At 66.9% G+C, this 16,948-nt stretch carries 14 protein-coding genes and 1 pseudogene; 3 read left to right on the plus strand and 12 right to left on the minus strand.

Features of this window, described 5'->3' with window-relative positions:
- Positions 1–3: 3 nt before the first annotated feature.
- Positions 4–411 (minus strand): ExbD/TolR family protein, encoded by a 408-nt coding sequence (locus R1L06_RS13380; RefSeq protein ID WP_032128960.1) that lies wholly within the window; start codon positions 409–411, stop codon positions 4–6.
- Between the two features lie 151 nt (positions 412–562).
- Between R1L06_RS13380 and R1L06_RS13385 the strand changes: the two genes are divergently transcribed.
- The 3 genes from R1L06_RS13385 (at position 563) to R1L06_RS13395 (ending at position 4,226) form a co-directional block, all read left to right on the plus strand.
- Positions 563–2,548, plus strand: a complete 1,986-nt coding sequence (locus tag R1L06_RS13385; protein WP_317217953.1) for a transglycosylase SLT domain-containing protein — start codon at positions 563–565, stop codon at positions 2,546–2,548.
- Between the two features lie 106 nt (positions 2,549–2,654).
- Positions 2,655–2,891, plus strand: a complete 237-nt coding sequence (locus tag R1L06_RS13390; RefSeq protein WP_317217933.1) for a hypothetical protein — start codon at positions 2,655–2,657, stop codon at positions 2,889–2,891.
- 114 nt (positions 2,892–3,005) lie between these two features.
- Positions 3,006–4,226, plus strand: coding sequence for a multifunctional CCA addition/repair protein (locus R1L06_RS13395; protein WP_317217934.1), 1,221 nt, complete (start codon positions 3,006–3,008; stop codon positions 4,224–4,226).
- A gap of 80 nt (positions 4,227–4,306) precedes the next feature.
- Here R1L06_RS13395 and R1L06_RS13400 read toward each other — a convergent pair whose 3' ends face one another.
- The 11 genes and pseudogenes from R1L06_RS13400 to R1L06_RS13450 form a co-directional block, all read right to left on the minus strand.
- Positions 4,307–4,741: an SseB family protein gene (locus R1L06_RS13400; protein WP_005419309.1), complete on the minus strand. Its 435-nt coding sequence runs from the start codon at positions 4,739–4,741 to the stop codon at positions 4,307–4,309.
- A gap of 49 nt (positions 4,742–4,790) precedes the next feature.
- Positions 4,791–5,126, minus strand: a complete 336-nt coding sequence (locus R1L06_RS13405) for a hypothetical protein (RefSeq protein ID WP_317217935.1) — start codon at positions 5,124–5,126, stop codon at positions 4,791–4,793.
- A gap of 3 nt (positions 5,127–5,129) precedes the next feature.
- Positions 5,130–6,167, minus strand: a complete 1,038-nt coding sequence (locus R1L06_RS13410; protein WP_317217936.1) for a S41 family peptidase — start codon at positions 6,165–6,167, stop codon at positions 5,130–5,132.
- A 186-nt stretch (positions 6,168–6,353) separates the two neighbouring features.
- Positions 6,354–6,533, minus strand: a pseudogene (locus R1L06_RS13415) (hypothetical protein); the annotation flags it as partial.
- A 3-nt stretch (positions 6,534–6,536) separates the two neighbouring features.
- Positions 6,537–7,571: a S41 family peptidase gene (locus R1L06_RS13420; protein WP_317217937.1), complete on the minus strand. Its 1,035-nt coding sequence runs from the start codon at positions 7,569–7,571 to the stop codon at positions 6,537–6,539.
- A gap of 273 nt (positions 7,572–7,844) precedes the next feature.
- Positions 7,845–10,874, minus strand: coding sequence for an autotransporter family protein (locus tag R1L06_RS13425; protein ID WP_317217938.1), 3,030 nt, complete (start codon positions 10,872–10,874; stop codon positions 7,845–7,847).
- A 299-nt stretch (positions 10,875–11,173) separates the two neighbouring features.
- Positions 11,174–12,241, minus strand: coding sequence for an acyltransferase family protein (locus R1L06_RS13430; RefSeq protein WP_317217939.1), 1,068 nt, complete (start codon positions 12,239–12,241; stop codon positions 11,174–11,176).
- Positions 12,241–13,389: an N-acetylglucosamine-6-phosphate deacetylase gene (nagA, locus tag R1L06_RS13435; protein WP_317217940.1), complete on the minus strand. Its 1,149-nt coding sequence runs from the start codon at positions 13,387–13,389 to the stop codon at positions 12,241–12,243. Before nagA ends, R1L06_RS13430 begins: the two co-directional genes overlap by 1 nt.
- The gene (locus R1L06_RS13440) at positions 13,389–14,417 is read right to left on the minus strand and encodes an SIS domain-containing protein (protein WP_317217941.1); all 1,029 of its coding nucleotides are present in this window, start codon (positions 14,415–14,417) and stop codon (positions 13,389–13,391) included. The genes nagA and R1L06_RS13440 overlap by 1 nt, the downstream gene beginning before the upstream one ends.
- A gap of 7 nt (positions 14,418–14,424) precedes the next feature.
- Positions 14,425–15,492 carry a LacI family DNA-binding transcriptional regulator gene (locus tag R1L06_RS13445; protein WP_006391719.1) on the minus strand — a complete coding sequence of 356 codons (1,068 nt, stop codon included), beginning with the start codon at positions 15,490–15,492 and terminating at the stop codon, positions 14,425–14,427.
- A gap of 39 nt (positions 15,493–15,531) precedes the next feature.
- Complete coding sequence (locus R1L06_RS13450) at positions 15,532–16,821, minus strand: sugar MFS transporter (RefSeq protein WP_071229512.1); 1,290 nt, start codon at positions 16,819–16,821, stop codon at positions 15,532–15,534.
- Between the last annotated feature and the right edge of the window lie 127 nt (positions 16,822–16,948).

The raw sequence follows: 16,948 nt of genomic DNA on the forward strand, positions 1-16,948 counted from the left end.
ATCTCACCGCACGAACGCAATCCGCTCCATGCCGGTCGCCTCGGCTGCGGCCAGAATCCTCGCCATGCCTTCGTATTCGGCCGCCGGATCGGTGGCGATACGCAGCTCCGGCAGGTTGCCGGCATGTTCGCCCGCCTGTGCCTGCAGACGCGCCTGCAGCTCACTGATCGCCATCGGCTGGCCATTCCAGCTGAGCTGGTTGGCAGCGTCCAGGCGCAGCTCGATCGGCGGTGGCGGTTCGGGACGGTCGACCACGCGATCGGTGGCCTGTGGCAACTGCACGGCAATCGGCCGGGCCACGATCGGCGCGGTCACGATGAAGATGATCAACAGCACCAGCATCACATCCACCAGTGGCGTGACATTGATGTCCGCCAGCGGGCCGCTTCTTCCTGCGCTACTGAACGCCATGTGCCGCTCCCTGCAGCCGGGCCGTTCGCCCAAGCTCGACACTACGTCGCCCGCAGGCTCGCGAGGCAGTGCCTGCAGCACGAGCATTCAGCTGCCGTTGCCGACCCATCGCGTGCACGCAATGCGAAACTGAATTCAGCCATTGCCCGCTATGCTTCCCGCCATGACCCGACGCTCTTCGACCGCCCTGTCCCTGCTGCCCTTGGCCACCACGCTGCTGATCGGCTGCGCCAATGCCCAGTCCCTCGACGCCCAGAACGCGCAGCTGAAGGCCGCGATCGCTGCCGCCGAACGCGGCCAGTTCGATCCCGGCCAGGCCGCTGCACTCAGCCGCCATCCGGCTTACGGCTGGCTGGAGTACGCCAACCTGCGCCGCAACATCGACACCGTCGATACCGCGCAGGCGCAGGCCTTCCTCAAGCGCTACGACGGCCAGGCCGTGGCCACCACCTTCCGCAGCGTGTGGCTGCCCTCGGTCGCACGCCGCCAGGACTGGCCCACCCTGCTCGCCAACTGGGTTCCCAGCGACAACGCCGGGCTGCGCTGTGCGCAGCTGACCGCACGGCAGGTGACCGGCAAGGTTGATCCGCAGTGGATCAGTGAAGCGCAGGATCTGTGGCGCAAGAACGGCAAGTCGCTGCCGGACGGCTGTGATGCCGTTTTCGCCGTGCTGCAGGCACAGGGTGGCCTGAGCGACGCCCTGCGCTGGGAACGCATCGACGCTGCCGCCGACGCCCAGCAACCCGCTGTGATGCGCAGCGCCGCACGGGGCCTGCCTGCCACCGACCTGGCGCTGGCCAACAATTACGCCGCCTTTGTCGACAAGCCCAATGCCAGCGCATTGAACTGGCCGCACAACGAGCGCAGCCGGCGCATCGCCACTGATGGCCTGGCCAAGCTGGCCAAGGCCGATCCCGGCGCCACCGAACAGCAGCTGCCTCAGTACGCGCAGGCACTGGGCCTGAGTGCCGACCAGCAGGGCCAGGTGCTGTACCAGATCGCACTGTGGACGGTGGCGTCCTACCTGCCCGATTCGGCGCGCCGTCTCAATGCGGTGCCGGAATCGGCGTACGACGAACGCCTGCACGAATGGCGCGTGCGCGAAGCGATGTCGCGCGGCGACTGGCCGGCAGCGCTGACCGCGATCCGCAAGATGGGCAGCAAGCAGCGCAGCGACCCGCGCTGGCGCTACTTCGAAGGCCGCATGCTGGAGAAGACCGGCCAGGCCCAACAGGCGCAGCCGCTGTTCCGCGAGGCCGCGCGCGCACCGACCTTCCATGGTTTCCTCGCCGCCGACAAACTGCAGCAGGGCTACACGCTGTGCCCGTGGAAGCCGAACGACAGCGCGCAGGCACAGGCGGTGATCGCGCGCGACCCAGCCATCCAGCGCGCGATGGCGCTGTACCAGATCGACCGCGCCGGCTGGGCCGTGGCCGAATGGAACAGTGCGCTGTCGCGCTTCGATGACACCCAGCGCCGCCTCGCCGTTCGCGTGGCGCAGGACAATGGCTGGTTCGACCGCGCCGTGTTCGCACTCGGCAAGCAGCCGCAGGAACAGCGCCTGTATGACCTGCGTTTCCCGCTGCACCACGACGCCACCATCCGCCGCGAATCGGCACGCAACGCGATCGATCCGGCCTGGGTGGCGGCAGAGATCCGCGCCGAGAGCACCTTCACCCCGCGCGCGCGCTCGCCTGCCAACGCCATGGGCCTGATGCAGGTGCTGCCGGCCACCGGTGCCGGCGTGGCCAAGTCGATCGGCCTGACCGGCTACGGCGGCGCCGACAGCCTGTACGACCCGGACACCAACATCGCCATCGGTACCGCCTATCTGCGCCAGCTGATGAACAAGTACGACGGTCTGCCGTACGTGACCATCGCCGCCTACAACGCCGGCCCGACCCCGACCGCGCGCTGGCAGGGCCAGCGCCCGGGTTATGACCCGGACCTGTGGATCGAGACCATCAGCTACAAGGAAACCCGCGAGTACGTCGCACGCGTGCTGGCCTTCAGCGTGATCTACGACTGGCGCCTCAATGGCGATGCATTGCCGCTGAGCGACCGCCTGATGGGCCGCCTGGTGGACAAGCGCAAGAGCTTCAGCTGCGCCGCCAACGCTGACCAGGGCGGCGATTGATCGCACTGCGGTCGTGCCGGCCGCTGGCCGACTTCGGCCATTATCCAAGGGTTGCCGGCCAGCGGCCGGCACTACCCGGCATCCGTTTCCCGGGGAGGGGAAAGCGATGAGCCTGCTGGCCTGGATCGGGATATTCGCCGCCTGGAGCCTGTTCGCCACCTGGGTGCTGCGCTGGGGTGGCGCGGCCTGGATGGAAGGCTGGAAGTCGCTGGCCTTCGTCGACAGCTGGGGCAGCCTGTGGGACGAATCGCAGATCAAGCTGTACTTCCTCTGCCTGTGGATCGTCTACGGCCTGTGGTTCCTGGCCGGCCTGTTCGTGCCGGAGTGGCGCGGCCTGCCGTGATGCCGCTGCGTCGGTAGTGCCGGCCGCTGGCCGGCAACCGCTATTTGCCCAGGGGTTGCCGGCCAGCGGCCGGCACTACCGATGCTCATGCACCTACCGTGCGATCATCCCCCCATGAAGATCTATCTTGTCGGCGGCGCCGTACGCGACCGCCTGCTGCAGCGCCCTGCCGGCGACCGTGACTGGGTGGTGGTTGGCGCCACGCCCGCGCAGATGGAAGCGCAGGGCTACACCGCCGTCGGCCGCGATTTCCCGGTGTTCCTGCACCCGAAGACCGGCGAGGAATACGCGCTGGCGCGCACCGAGCGCAAATCCGGCCGTGGCTATCGCGGCTTCGTGGTCGATGCCGATCCGGCGGTGACGCTGGAAGAGGACCTGCAGCGCCGTGACTTCACCATCAACGCGATCGCCTGCGATGAGGAAACCGGCACGCTGGTCGATCCTTACGGTGGCGTTCGCGATATTGAGCACCGTGTGTTGCGCCACGTCGGTCCTGCGTTCGTGGAAGACCCGCTGCGCGTGCTGCGTGCGGCGCGCTTCATGGCGCGCTTCGCGCCACTGGGCTTCACCGTCGCCGAAGAGACCATGGCGCTGATGCGCGAGGTCGCCGCCAGTGGCGAGCTGGACGCGCTGGTGCCGGAACGCGTCTGGCAGGAACTGCGCAAGGCGCTGGTCAGTGAACGGCCCTCCGCCTTCCTGCGCACGCTGCACGATGCGCAGGCACTGGGCCCGATCCTGCCCGAACTGGAAGCGCTGTATGGCGTACCGCAGCGTGCCGAATTCCACCCGGAAGTCGACACCGGCATCCACCAGGAGATGGTCAGCGACATGGCCGCGAAACTGGCGCCGGGCGATGACCTGGTCGGCTTCGCTGCCCTCACCCACGACCTCGGCAAGGGCCTGACCCCGCCGGAGGAATGGCCGCGCCACATCATGCACGAGCAGCGCGGCATCAAACCGCTGAAGGCATTGTGCGCGCGGTTGAAGATTCCCACCGAGCACCAGCAACTGGCCGAAGCGGTCTGCCGCGAGCACTTGAACGTGCACCGCATCGACGAACTGCGCGATGCCACCATCCTGGAACTGCTGGGTCGCTGCGATGCATTGCGCCGGCCGGAACGCGTGGCCCGCATCGCGCTGTGCTGCGAGGCCGACAAGCGCGGCCGGCTCGGTTTCGAGGACAGCGACTACCCGCAGGGCGAGACGCTCAAGCGCCTGCACCAGGCGGCGCTGTCAGTGCAGGCACGCGATCTGGATACCACGCATCTGAAGGGCCCGGCCATCGGTGAAGCACTGGCCAAGGCGCGGGTGAAAGCCATCGCCGCCGCCCGCTGATCCGCAGCGGCCGTACCGGCCGCGCGCGCAATGCTATGGATAGTGCCGGCCGCTGGCCGGCAACCAGACAATCCCTGGATTCAGTGCGCCATGCCGCGGGTGATCGCCGCCGCACGCTGCTTCAGCTGGGCCACGGCATCGGGAATCATCTCCATGCCCACGTCCAGGCCCGGGTTCAGCACCAGGCCGACGCCGTCGCCGATACCGGCCAGCAGCGCGTGCACCGCGATCGGCATGGCATGGGCAAACTGCGGCAGCTGCTCGTGCCACAGGCCGGCGCGCTCGGGTGCGGTGAACACCGCGAACATCGGCTCGCCGCTCTCGCTGGTCAGCACCAGCGGCGAGATGCTCTCGTCCCAGGCGCCGTCTTCGCCAATGGCCTTGTCCAGCAGCACGAACGCCGTCGAGGTCAGCAGGCCGTCGAGGAACTGCGCTGCGGTCAGCGTGCCGTCCTGGGCCTGCAGCAGGCGCACCTCGAGGTCGTTGAGGGGTTCGAACGGGGTGTCGTGGTCCATGGTCGGTTCCGGTACGTGATTGCAGGGCAGACTTTAGCAGGCCCGGCCCTCAACCGATGTATCCGTGCCGCCACAGCCAGCCCAGCGCGGCGAGCCCGGCCACCCCCACCAGCATCAACGGCAGGCCGAAGCGGTGCCGCCACGGGATCGGCACCCCACCCAGCTGCTGGTCCATGGTCTCGGTATCCAGCACCCAGCCGTGCTCGCACCGGGTGCAGGCCAGCTCGTAGCGGCGATGGTAGGTGAGGCCGAACAGCAGGTCGATGCGCGCCATCTTGTAGCGCAGCTGGGGCGCGAACTCGGTTTCCGTCTGGCAGCGCAGGCAGTGGTGGGCTTCGGTTGGGCCGACCACCATCACCCGTTCCTGCTGGCCGATCAGGATCATGGATCAGCGGCCCTGGCAGGCGGGTTGGGCCAGCAGCCAGGCTTGGGCGGCGGCAAGGGTGGCCGCATCGCCTGTCGTCAATTCATCCGGAGTAATCCTGGCACCGGCGCCAGCGCCAGTGCGGTCTTTCATCACCGCGGTCGTCACCGCCAACACGCTGCCATCCACCAGGGGCCGCGTATCGTTGCTTGTCGAGAAGCCCGCTGTCGACTGCCCGAAACTCCGCGTCTGTGGGCGCCCCCTGAATGACAGCATCGTCGCTTCGCCAGAGCTGGCGGTATTCGACCCGACCAGAACGGCGACGGGCGCGCCGGGCTGCTTGAGGGAATACCCCGGTCGACCGAATCCCAGCCTGGGACGACCATCGACCTGCACCATGGTCGGCGCCAGACTCCAGCGCCGCGGCCCGTGGGCAGTAGCAAACGACCCGACCTCTTCCACGCCTGTCGACGACGTGCGTAGCAACGGCGCAACACCCAGCAGCATCGGCCACATGTTGCCCCCACGGTTGCTGCGCAGATCGACAATCCAGCCACAGCGATCGCCGCTGTCCTTGCCACGGATGACATCCTGCCATTGCAGCGCGCGCTGGATGTCCTGATTAAACTCGTCCTGCCGCGTAGCCCCCGGCGTGGCGGCATAGCCTTCGATGACCACCCAGCCAATGCGTGCATCGACGGCACCAGCCACTTTCGCCTTGGCAACGGCCTCAGCGCCGACCTGCTTCGAGCGCTCCGTGGCTTCACGCTTGCGTGCAAGCGTCATCCAGACACCATGCCCCCCGGTGCTCTCCACGATGATTTCACGCAGGGCGGTATGCAACGCACCCGGGTACGCCTGCAACGACGCCAGTCGCTTACGAGCGGCAGGCCAGTCCACTTTGTCGCGGTACAAGGCTTCATGCTCGAGCAGATCCAGGATCTGTACCTGCGCTTCCGGCGAAGGTACTTCGGTGGTGGACGCGATGGCGGCCGTTGCGTTGGCTGCCAGAAGGGTCAGTATGAGCGCGCCATTCCCAAGAACTCCCTTGCACATCTGCATGCGACGTTTCCTTGTCGTTGGGTCAGGTTCACAGCATAACCGTGGCGAATCATGCCGCGCCATTACGCGGATAGCCGTTGTAGAGCCGAGCCCATGCTCGGCTGCATGGGACACGATCAAAGCAGCCGAGCATGGCTCGGCTCTACAGGGTCATGGCGCCGGTGGAATCTGTGCCGACCAAGGTCGACACCTACCAGAGCGGGTCTCGTAGCGGCGATGGTAGGCAAGGCCAAACAGCAGGTCGATGCGCGCCATCTTGTAGCGCAGCTGGGGCGCGAACTCGGTTTCCGTCTGGCAGCGCAGGCAGTGGTGGGCTTCGGCTGGCCCGACCACCACCACCCGCTCCTGCTGGCCGATCAGGATCATGGATCAGCTGCCCTGGCAGGCAGGCTGGACCAGCAGCCAGGCTTGGGCGGCGGCAAGGGTGGCCGGTCCGCTGGGGGTAGCCTGATCCGGCTGCATCCTGCCACCGTCGCCCTGGCCGTTACGGTCGGTCATGACGTTGTGGGTCAACAGCAAGGTGGTACCGTCCACCAGCGTCGTCGGTCGATTGCCGGTAGAAAAGCCCGCGCTCGGCTGACCGAAACTACGACTCCCTGGTTGCCCTCGAAACGCGAGTGCCACTGCTTCGCCGGAGCTGGCAGTGCCTGCCCCCATCACCACCGCCACCGGTGCCGTGCCCGCACGCAGCCGATACGCGCCCTGTCGTGAACGCAGCATCGATGCGTTGCCTTGCACGACTTCACCTTCCGCCTGCCGCCACCACAGCAATCCATTGGCACTACGGAAAGCGCCGATCAACGCTCCCTGCGTATCCGGCGTTCCATGCAGCAATGGCAACAAACCAAACAACATCGGCCACATGTTGCCGCCGCCATTGCTGCTTACATCCACTACCCAGCCGCACCGCATGCCGTCATCCAGGCCAGCGATACGCTCCTGCAACGCCAGCGCGTAGACCTTGCGTGCTTCATAACGTTCCGCTTCGCTGCGTTGCAGGTCTTCCACGAAGGGGCTCACCCGCAGCACGCCGATGCGGGGATTGGCGTGTCTGGGGGCAGCGAGGTCGGTCGCCTGAGCGGCATTCAAGCGCTGAGCACGTTCGGAGCGCTGACGCTGCTCGCTTGGTGAAAACCAACGGCCGTGGCCTCCGCTGCTGCGTGCGGCGGCCTCATCCAGAACACGGCGCTGTTGTGCGCGGTCATCGCCTGCGGCGTTCAGGCGTGCGCGCACGTCGTTCCAATCGACGCGGCCACGGTACAAGGACTGGGTTTCCAACAATTGCAGCATCTGCTCACGCGCTTCGGGCGACGGCAGCTCCACTGTTTCCTCTGCAACAGCGGCCGCAGATGAAAGCAGCAGCGTGGCGAGCATGGCGGCACGAACATTCCTTAGATCCAGCATCGACGACTCCTTGTCATGTATCGAAGCCATAGGATAGCCGTGGCGGGATCGATCTCGCCACGCACCGTTGTTCTATAGAGCCGAGCCCATGCTCGGCTCTGTGGGAGTGGACCGAAGCAGCCGAGCATGGCTCGGCTCTACAGGGTCATGGCAGCGGAGAGAGTCGTGCCGACCAAGGTCGGCACCTACCAGAGCAAGGTCATGGCGCCGGTGGAATCTGTGCCGACCAAGGTCGACACCTCGCAGAGCGGGTCATGAAATCCCTACCCGGCGCTACCAGTCCGCGCGCAGCCCGATGTTGCCTTCGATGATGCGGCGCTTCTCGTTGCGGTCACTGCCCAGTTCGCGCGTGTAGTCGGCCACGGCGTACGCGCTGATGGTGCGGTTGAAGCGCCCGACCACACCTACGCCGGCTTCCAGTGCACGCGAGCGCTGCGAATTGATGATCGTGTCGTTGTCGAAGCTGACGCGGTCCTCGCCGGAACGGCCATGCCAGTAGTTGAGCTTGAAGTACGGTTGCCAGCCGTTGTCGGCCAACTGGTAGTCGCCGGCCAGGCGCAGGCCGATGCGGCCGGTCCAGGCATTGTCGTTGTCGAAACGCACGCTCGATACTTCATCGCGGCGGTCGTCCAGCGCGGTGCGTTGCCAGATCACCTGTACCTGCGGTTCCAGCCACCATACGGACTGACCGAGGTGCAGCAGCGGCTTGCCCGCCTCCACCGACACACTGGTGCCATCGCCCTTGATCCCGAAGCCGAGTCCACGCGAAGAACGCACGCGGCCGTCGTAGCGGCTCTGCATCGCCACGGCGTCGATGTAACCCCCGCTGCTGTCGGTGAACGTCCAGTACAGGCCCACGTGCTTGTCGTCCAAGCGGTTCTGCCCCACCTGCACGTTCTCCCAGCCGAGTGCCAGGCCGGTGGTCTTGCCCTGCGCGCGGGTGCGGCCGACGAACACGCCGATCTGGTTGCGATGATTGTCAGACGCTGCGGCCCACACATCCAGACCGGCCTGCAGGCCCATCACATCGCCATCGAAGCCGGGCTTCGCATCACCCTTCCAGTGGATCTCGCTGCTCTGCCCCACCAACCGGCCCCACGCGGTGCGGAATGCGCCCTGGTTGTACAGCAGGCGTTGTTCGCCCTGCCGCTCATGGAACGTGCCGAGGCTGGCCAGCGAGGTCTCGCGCAGCAGCGGCGGCACCACGGCGTAGGTGGCGGTTTCCACGCGGTACAGCGGCACCACTGCGCCCTCGGCGGGGCGTGCACCCGGCGTCGGCGGCGCACCGGTACCGGGCAGGCTGCCACCCGCCACCGGTACGTCCGGCACCGCCGGATCACTGGGCGGCGCCACCGGCACGGGTTCCGGCGGCGGTGGTGGCGGCGCGGTCTCGCCTGCGGTCAGATCCGGATCGGTGGCACCTTCGGGCGGCGGTGGCGGTGCCGGGGTGATCGGTGGTGGGGGTGCGACGGGTGGCGTCGGCGGCGGCGGCACGCCATTGATACCGCTTCCGTTGGGCGCCGGTGCCGGGCCGGCCACCACGGTCGAGCGCAGGTACCAGTTCTCGCTGGTACCGGCACTGACACCGCCCTTGAACAGGAAGTACTCGTAGGCACCGGCTGCGACCGGTGCGAACAGCGAGAACGCGCCCGGCGCGGTACGGCCACCATTCAACGCCTGCACTACCAGGATGCCATCGGCCAGCGTGGCCGCGCCGCTGCCGCCGGCATTGAGCACGCCGATGCCGGTGGTGCCGGTGGCGGTACCGCCATCGATCACCAGGCGGTCGCTGGTGGAATTGTCCGCGCCGAGCACGGTACGCAGGTACAGGCCACCGCCGTCACCGCGGTAGTTGCCACGCACTGTGAACACGTCGCCAGCGCCGGTACCGGTCAGGTCGATGCGCCCGGCATTGACCATCTCCACCAGTGTGCCACTGTTGAACGGACGGACGGCATAGCCGCCACTGCCCGCGTAGACAGTGCTGGTGTCATCCACCGTGAGCGTGCCGGTGCCGGTTCCGCTGTCACCCAGCACCAGATCACCATCGAAGGTCAGCTCGGTGCTGTTGGCCAGGCTGATTGTCTCCCAGTTCTGGAAGCGTCCCACGCCCGCAGCCTTGACGTTGTTGAAGTTGAGCTGATCGATGCCACTGCCACCGTCGAACAGCGGCACTGCACCAAGGTTGCCCTGGTTGAGGTTGCTGAGGTTGGCCACGTCGTTGTCCGGCCCCATGTCGATCGCGCCGTAGACGATGCCGCCGCCGTTCCAGTTGAAGGTGTCGTTGCCGGTACTGAGCAGTACCTGGCCGCGCACGGTGCCATCGGTGATGGTCACGCTGTCGGCACCACCACTGACACTGATGTTGCCGCCGATGTAGGCCGTACCCGAGATGATGATGGTGTCGGTGTCGAAGCCGGTGACCACGTTGCCCTCAACGATGCCGCCGGACTGATCCCACAGATTCTTGTCCAGCTTCATGTTGACGCGGCCGATGCGGCCAGCGGTCATCCAGGCCTGGTCGCCATCCTCGAACGCACCGACGATGCGGCCACCGCTCATGCGGAAGGTATCGATGTTGTCGCCCTGCTGCAGCGCGCCGATCGTGCCGCCACTCATGACGAAATCATCGCGGCCACTGCCCTGCACCACCACGCCGGTGACGGTGCCGCCGGTGACAGTCATCTGGTCATCGCCACCGCCCTGGTCGACGCTGTCGATCGTGCCGTCACTGAGCAGCAGCACATCGTTTCCATCGCCCTGCAGTACGCCTCCGGTGATGCTGCCGGCCTGCATCTCGAGGCGATCGTTGCCCGCATCGAACTGCACGCCGGTCTGACCACTGATCGTTCCCCGATTGACCAGCACGCTGTCGCTTGCGCCGATGAACTGCAGGGCAATGTTGTTGCCGGCGCTGATGCTGCCGGTGTTGTCGACGCGGCTGCCACCCCCAAGCTGCACGGCCACACCGCCCACCGAACTGATCGCGCCCTGGTTTGACAGCAGGTGACCACCGGCACCGACCAGCGCGAGAGCCGATCCACCACCACTCTGCTGCAACTGGGCACCATTGCCGACGTTGACGGTGACGCCAGCCGCGCCACTGGCGGTAACGGGAGTGATCTGCGGATTCGGTGCGTTGGCATCACAGGTGACCGTCTGGCCGGCGGTCGGTGCCGGGTTGTTACAGCCGGCCCAGGCGACGCTGGCGGTCGTCAGAAGCAGGGAGGGAACGGCGAGGGCCTGCAACACGGAAACAGCAAGGCGGCGCGGGCGGAACGCACGCGGAACGGCACGGGACATGGGGCACTCCTGGACGGGAAATCAGGAACTGCGTATGTGCGGCACTGCGCTTGCAGTCTGCCGTGTGGTGAACCGTTTCGACAGGTGAACTTGCGTGCGGAGAATCACAGTTCAGATGTGAAATCGCCCGGTCCTCACGCCAATGTGACGTGGCTGAAATCGTTCATTTTTTCGGCACTTGGGAATCACGCGCAAAGCATCCACGCATGGCGTGGATCTACTGACCCTGCATCGCCAATCGATTCACTCATGGCACCTGGTAGATCCACGCCATGCGTGGATGCCGTTGGCGGATGGGGTCAGATCTTCAGATAGATCTTCCGCCGGTCCAGCCACCACGCCACGCCCCACCACAGTGCGACGAACACCAGCGCCTGCAGCATCGACGCCAGTTCCAGCGCCTGCGGCATCGCCGTGGCCAGATGCTGCCAGATCCAGCCCCAGGCGCCGGTCGCCATCAACACCACCGACATCACCGATGCGCCCAGATAGGCGGTGATTGCATTGACCCCGAAGCGCCGGCCCAGCGCGGGCCAGCCCTTCTGGTCGATCAGCACGTGGCCCAGCCACAGCGCCAGTGCCGCAAGACCGCCCGTCCACAGCACGTAACTGGGCGTCCACAGCTGTTTGTTCAGCGGCAACACGATGGCCAGCAACAGGCCGAGCACAGCGGTCGCCACGCCCAGCCCGGCCAATGCCGCCGAACGCCCGTTGCGCAGCAGGCCACCGGCGAGCAGGCCAAGCACCGTGCTGGCCAGCGCACCCAGCGTGCTCAGCAACCCTTCCGGGTCATGGCCAAGCCCGGTGTCAGCGTGCCATTGATAGATCCACGGTGCGAACAGTGCGGTATCCAGGCGGCTGGCCGGGTTGGTCCATGGCGCCAGGTCACCGATGCCCAGCAGCAGCACCGTGTACCCCACCAGCAACGTAACCAGCACGCCCGCCTGCATGCGCGGACGCGCATACACCGCGAGCACGCCCACCAGCGCCGCGCATACCGCGATCCGCTGCAGCACGCCCCAGATGCGGAAGTGATGGGTATCCAGCGCCCACCAGATCAGCAGGTGCAGCAACGCACCGGCCACCAGGATGCGCAGTGCGCGCTCCAGAACGCCGCGCGCCAACGCGGGTCGCGCCGCCGTGTCCAGCGCGCGTGGCGCCACGCTGAAGGCCATCGACACGCCCACCAGGAACAGGAAGAACGGGAACACCAGATCGGTGGGCGTGCAGCCATGCCATTCCGAATGACGCAGCGGCGCGAACACCGCGCTCCAGTCACCCGGGTTGTTGACCAGCAGCATTGCCGCCACGGTGATGCCGCGCAGGGCATCGATCGAGCCCAGGCGGCGCGGCGGCATACTGTTCATCAAGCGGCCTCGTATTGTCCGGCAATCCAGGTGCCACGCACCTGCAGGGCATCGTCCAGCAGCACCAGGTCGGCCTGGTAGCCCTCGGCGATGTGGCCGAGGCGGTCGTCGACGTTGAGGAACTGCGCCGGATAGGTCGAGGCCATGCGCGCGGCTTCGGCCAGTGGCTGGCCGAGCAGCTGCACGGTGTTGCGCACCGCGGTGGCCATGTCCAGCGCCGAGCCCGCCAGCGAACCGGCGGCATTGCGCACCACGCCATCGATGGCGGTGATGGTTTCGCCGTACAGCACGTACCTGGGATCGTCGGCGCCAACCGGCGGCATCGCATCGGTGACCAGCAGCAGGCGACCACGCGGTTTGGCTGCCAGCGCCACGCGCAGGCTGGCCGGATGCACATGCACGCCATCGACGATGATGCCGATCCAGCTGTCGCGGTCTTCCAGCGCAGCGCCCACCGCGCCGGGCTCACGGCCCTGCAGCGGCGACATCGCGTTGTACAGGTGGGTGAAGCCACGCACGCCTGCATCCAGACCGGCGCGGATCTCTTCGTAGGTGCCTGCGGTATGCCCAGCGGCAACGACCACGCCGCGCTCGACCAGCGCGCGAATGGTCTCCAGCGGCACGCGTTCCGGTGCCAGCGTCAGCAGTGTCACACCGTTGTCCAGCGATGCGGCCAGCGCGATCTCTGCTTCGTCTGGCACACGGAACTTGCTGGCATCGTGCGTACCCTTGCGGGCCGGCGCGATGTACGGTCCTTCCAGATGGATGCCGATCACGCCTGGCACACCCTGCGCGATCGCCTCGCGCATCGCATCGATGGCTTCACGCATCACGCCCACGTCGTCGCTGATCAGCGTCGGCAGCATCGCGGTGGTACCGAAGCGGCGGTGCGCCTGCGCGATAGTGCGCAGTGCCGCCACGTCCGGCGTGTTGTTGAACAGCGCGCCGCCGCCACCATTGACCTGCACATCGATGAAACCGGGCAGCAGCCAGCCACCGCCCAGATCAACCTGCTCGGCGGCCTGGCCCAGCTGCGGCGCTGCATCGGGCAGCAGCGCGCTGATGCGGCCGTGCTCGATCACCACCGCCAGATCATCGCGGAATTCGTCGCCTGCCAGGATGCGGGCATTGCGCAGGACCGTGGCCATCACACCGTCTCCGTGACCTTGTTCAGGTGCGGCGGCAGATCCGGGTTGAAGCCACGACGCAGCGCCAGCGCGTTGATCGCGCGGTAGAAGCTCTGCACTGTCAGCAGCGGTGCGCACAGCGGATGCGGAGCGGCCGCTACCGGCAGGTTGCCACCGGCACCGGCCATCCACACCTGTGCACCGCGCGCGGTGAATTCCTCGACGACGGCACGGGTGCCGGCGCCGGTTTCATCCGGCTGGGCAAAGGCCAGCACCGGGAAACCGCGGTCGACCAGCGCCATCGGGCCATGCTTCACTTCAGCCGAGCTGTAGGCTTCGGCATGCAGGCTGCAGGTTTCCTTGAACTTCAGCGCGGCTTCCTGCGCCGCGCCCAGGCCCAGGCCACGGCCGAGCACGAACAGGTTGGTCGCCTCGACCAGGCCCTCGGTCACCGGCGTCCAGTCGCACTGCCAGGCCTCGCGCATCGCGTCCGGCAGCAGGTCCAGCGCCGCACGCAGGCTTGCGTCCTGCTTCCAGTAGGCAGCCAGCTGCAGCAGCGCAGCCAGCGACGCCAGGTAGCTCTTGGTCGCCGCCACACTCTTCTCGGCACCGGCGTGCAGCGGAATGACCGTATCGGCCAGCTGCGCCAGCGGCGAATCCTCGACGTTGACCAGTGCGATCACGCGCGCGCCGGCGGCCTTGGCAGCTTCCGCGTTGCGCAGCAGGTCCGGGCTCTTGCCCGACTGCGAGATGACGATGAACAGCGCGTCACGCAGCTGCAGCGGTGCGGCATAGACCGAACCCACCGACGGCGAAGCCGATGCGACCACCAGGCCCAGCTGGGTTTCCAGCAGGTACTTGCCATAGGTGGCGGCATGGTCGGAGCTGCCGCGTGCGCAGGTGACCACGAACGGCGGCGGCGCCGCACGCAGGCTGGCGGCCAGGGTTTCCATGGTGGCGTGGTTGCGCGAGAACTGGCGCGCGACCACGTCGGCCGCTTCAGCGGCCTCGGCGAACATCAGGGTGGACGTGGGGTCTGACAGCGACATGGCAGGCTCAGGCAGGATCGGAAGGAAGGGGGCGTGCGCCGGCCGGGCGCATCGGCGCGGTCGAACCGCGCACCACCAGCTGCGGCACGAAGCCCTGGTTGTGCAGCGGTGCCGGCGCATCGTCATAGGCGTCGCTGCGCAGCTGTGCGATCAGCAGGCGCGCGGCGTGGCGGGCGATGTCTTCGGTGGCCTGCTTGGCGGTGGTCAGCGGCGGCCACGACTGGCGCGAGAACGGGCTGTCCTCGAAACCGGCGATGGACAGGTCATACGGCACGTTCATGCCGGCCGACTTGGCGGCGGCCAGCACACCGGCGGCGATTTCGTCGTTGGAACCGAAGATGGCCGTGGGCGGCTCGCGCAGCGCCAGCAGGCGGCGTGCGCCCCGGAAACCGTCGTCGAAGGTGTAGTCACCCTGCACCACCAGGTGCTTGTCCACGGTCATGCCGTAGTCCTTCAGTGCGGCTTCGTAACCGGCATAGCGCTCGCCCGATGAGCGGTGCGAGATGCCGCCCCAGAGGAAGCCGATGCGCTGGTGACCCAGCTGGATCAGGTGCTCGGTGATCTCGTAGGCGGCCTCGCGGTCGTCGACGAACACGCAGGCGCCGTCGGCCGGGTCTTCGGTGGCGGCAATGATGCGCACCAGCTTGATGCCGCGCGCGGTCAGTGCCTGGATCAGGTCGCGGCGCTCGGACATCGGTGCGGTCAGCACCAACCCGGCCAGGCGCGAACGCTGCACCCAGTCGGCCAGCTCATCGGCCAGCAGCGGCGAGCTGGAATCGCAGGGATGGATCTGCAGGCCGAAACCGGTCTCGCGGCACGCGGCCAGCACGCCGTTCTGCACGCCGATGATGTGGTACGGGTTCGGGTTGTCGTAGACCAGCCCGATCACGAAGGTGGTGCCGCTGCGCAGGTTGCGCGCGGATGGATCGGGTTCGTAATCGAGTTCAGCGATGGCACGCAGCACCCGCGCACGGGTGGCCTGCATCACCGAAGGCTCGTTGTTGATCACCCGCGAGACCGTCTTCAGCGAGACCTTGGCCTTTTCCGCAACGTCCTTGATGGTCGCTCTGCGCATGGGTTTTCCCTGGGGTTGGCTGCCGTCCATCATCGCCGATCAGGCCTTGTCCTGCGGCAGGCCGGCGCGGTGGCCGACCACCGAGTAGAACAGGATGTACAGGTAGCACGGCACCATCAGCAACACGAACACCAGCTGGAAGTCGATGTGCTGCTTGAGCACGGCGAACAGCTGCGGAATGATCGCGCCACCGGCAATGCCCATCACCAGCAGGGCCGAGCCGGTCTCGGTGAAGCGGCCCAGGCCGCGGATCGCCAGCGGGAAAATCGCCGGCCACATCATGGCGTTGGCGAAGCCCAGCAGGGCCACGAAGGCCACCGATACATAGCCGTGGGTGGCCCAGGCGCCCAGGCAGAACACCACGCCCAGCACCGCCGAAATGGTCAGGTAGCGCGACTGCGAAACGACCTTGGGGATCAACAGCAGGCCGACCACATAGCCGACCAGCATCGCGCCAAGGGTAAGCGAGGTGAACATCTTGGTCTGGTCCAGCGGCAGGTCGAAGCCATGCCCGTAAGTACCAATCGCATCACCGGCCATCACCTCCACGCCCACGTAGACGAACAGGCACAGCACGCCCAGCCACAGGTGCGGGAACTGGAAGATGCTGCGGCGCTCGGCGGCACCGGCAGCCGCCGGCGTGGCGTTGGCTTCGGACGACTTGATTTCCGGCAGCGGCGAGAACAGCACGGCCACCGCCAGCAGCACCAGCAGCGCAGCCATCGCCAGGTACGGGGTGTGGATCTTGGCGGCAAACTCGTTCAGCAGCGCGGCCTTTGTGACCGCATCTGCGGCCTGCACCTGTGCATCGAGGTCACCGATGCCGTGCAGCACCAGCGTGCCGATCAGCACCGGCGCCAGCATGCCGGCGATCTTGTTGCAGATGCCCATCAGCGCGATGCGGCGTGCCGCCGTCTCGATCGGGCCGAGGATGGAGATGTAGGGGTTGATCGCAGTCTGCAGCAGGGCCAGGCCGCTGCCGATCACGAACAGGCCGCCAAGCGCGCCCGGGTACCAGCGCTGGGTGGCGAACTCACCGAACAACGCAGCACCACCGGCCATCACCAGCAGGCTCAGGCTCAGGCCCTTTTTCATGCCGGTGCGGCGCAGGATCCAGGACGCCGGCAGGGCCAGGAAGAAGTAGGACAGGTAGAACACCATCAGCACCAGGAAGGCGCCGACCTCGCTGAGTTCAAAGGCGAGCTTGACGAAGGTGATCAGCGGGCCGTTGAGCCAGGTGAAGAAGCCGATCAGGAAGAACAACACGCCAACGATGGCGATGGAGGTGGCCACGTTCGGGCGCGCGCTTGCAGCGGGGACGGCGGACATCAGGAGGGCTCCTGCGGCGACGGCCGCAGAACGCGGCGTCGGAGAGTGGCTGGGAACAACGTTGTCACATTCTTTCGATGGACAGCCGCGGTTTGTCAACTTCCACGCGCAGCCCTGTGAACCTCGT

It is taken from the genome of Stenotrophomonas mexicanensis, assembly GCF_032911605.1.
GTDB lineage: Bacteria > Pseudomonadota > Gammaproteobacteria > Xanthomonadales > Xanthomonadaceae > Stenotrophomonas > Stenotrophomonas maltophilia_A.

Bases quoted from the DNA above. Each gene is read 5' to 3' on its own strand.
- R1L06_RS13430 (WP_317217939.1), bottom strand. From the start codon at position 12,241: ATGAACAGTATGCCGCCGCGCCGCCTGGGCTCGATCGATGCCCTGCGC.
- R1L06_RS13420 (WP_317217937.1), bottom strand. From the start codon at position 7,571: ATGCTGGATCTAAGGAATGTTCGTGCCGCCATGCTCGCCACGCTGCTG.
- R1L06_RS13440 (WP_317217941.1), bottom strand. From the start codon at position 14,417: ATGTCGCTGTCAGACCCCACGTCCACCCTGATGTTCGCCGAGGCCGCT.
- R1L06_RS13390 (WP_317217933.1), top strand. From the start codon at position 2,655: ATGAGCCTGCTGGCCTGGATCGGGATATTCGCCGCCTGGAGCCTGTTC.
- R1L06_RS13380 (WP_032128960.1), bottom strand. From the start codon at position 411: ATGGCGTTCAGTAGCGCAGGAAGAAGCGGCCCGCTGGCGGACATCAAT.
- R1L06_RS13450 (WP_071229512.1), bottom strand. From the start codon at position 16,821: ATGTCCGCCGTCCCCGCTGCAAGCGCGCGCCCGAACGTGGCCACCTCC.
- R1L06_RS13395 (WP_317217934.1), top strand. From the start codon at position 3,006: ATGAAGATCTATCTTGTCGGCGGCGCCGTACGCGACCGCCTGCTGCAG.
- R1L06_RS13405 (WP_317217935.1), bottom strand. From the start codon at position 5,126: ATGATCCTGATCGGCCAGCAGGAACGGGTGATGGTGGTCGGCCCAACC.
- nagA (WP_317217940.1), bottom strand. From the start codon at position 13,389: ATGGCCACGGTCCTGCGCAATGCCCGCATCCTGGCAGGCGACGAATTC.
- R1L06_RS13400 (WP_005419309.1), bottom strand. From the start codon at position 4,741: ATGGACCACGACACCCCGTTCGAACCCCTCAACGACCTCGAGGTGCGC.
- R1L06_RS13385 (WP_317217953.1), top strand. From the start codon at position 563: ATGCTTCCCGCCATGACCCGACGCTCTTCGACCGCCCTGTCCCTGCTG.
- R1L06_RS13410 (WP_317217936.1), bottom strand. From the start codon at position 6,167: ATGCAGATGTGCAAGGGAGTTCTTGGGAATGGCGCGCTCATACTGACC.
- R1L06_RS13445 (WP_006391719.1), bottom strand. From the start codon at position 15,492: ATGCGCAGAGCGACCATCAAGGACGTTGCGGAAAAGGCCAAGGTCTCG.
- R1L06_RS13425 (WP_317217938.1), bottom strand. From the start codon at position 10,874: ATGTCCCGTGCCGTTCCGCGTGCGTTCCGCCCGCGCCGCCTTGCTGTT.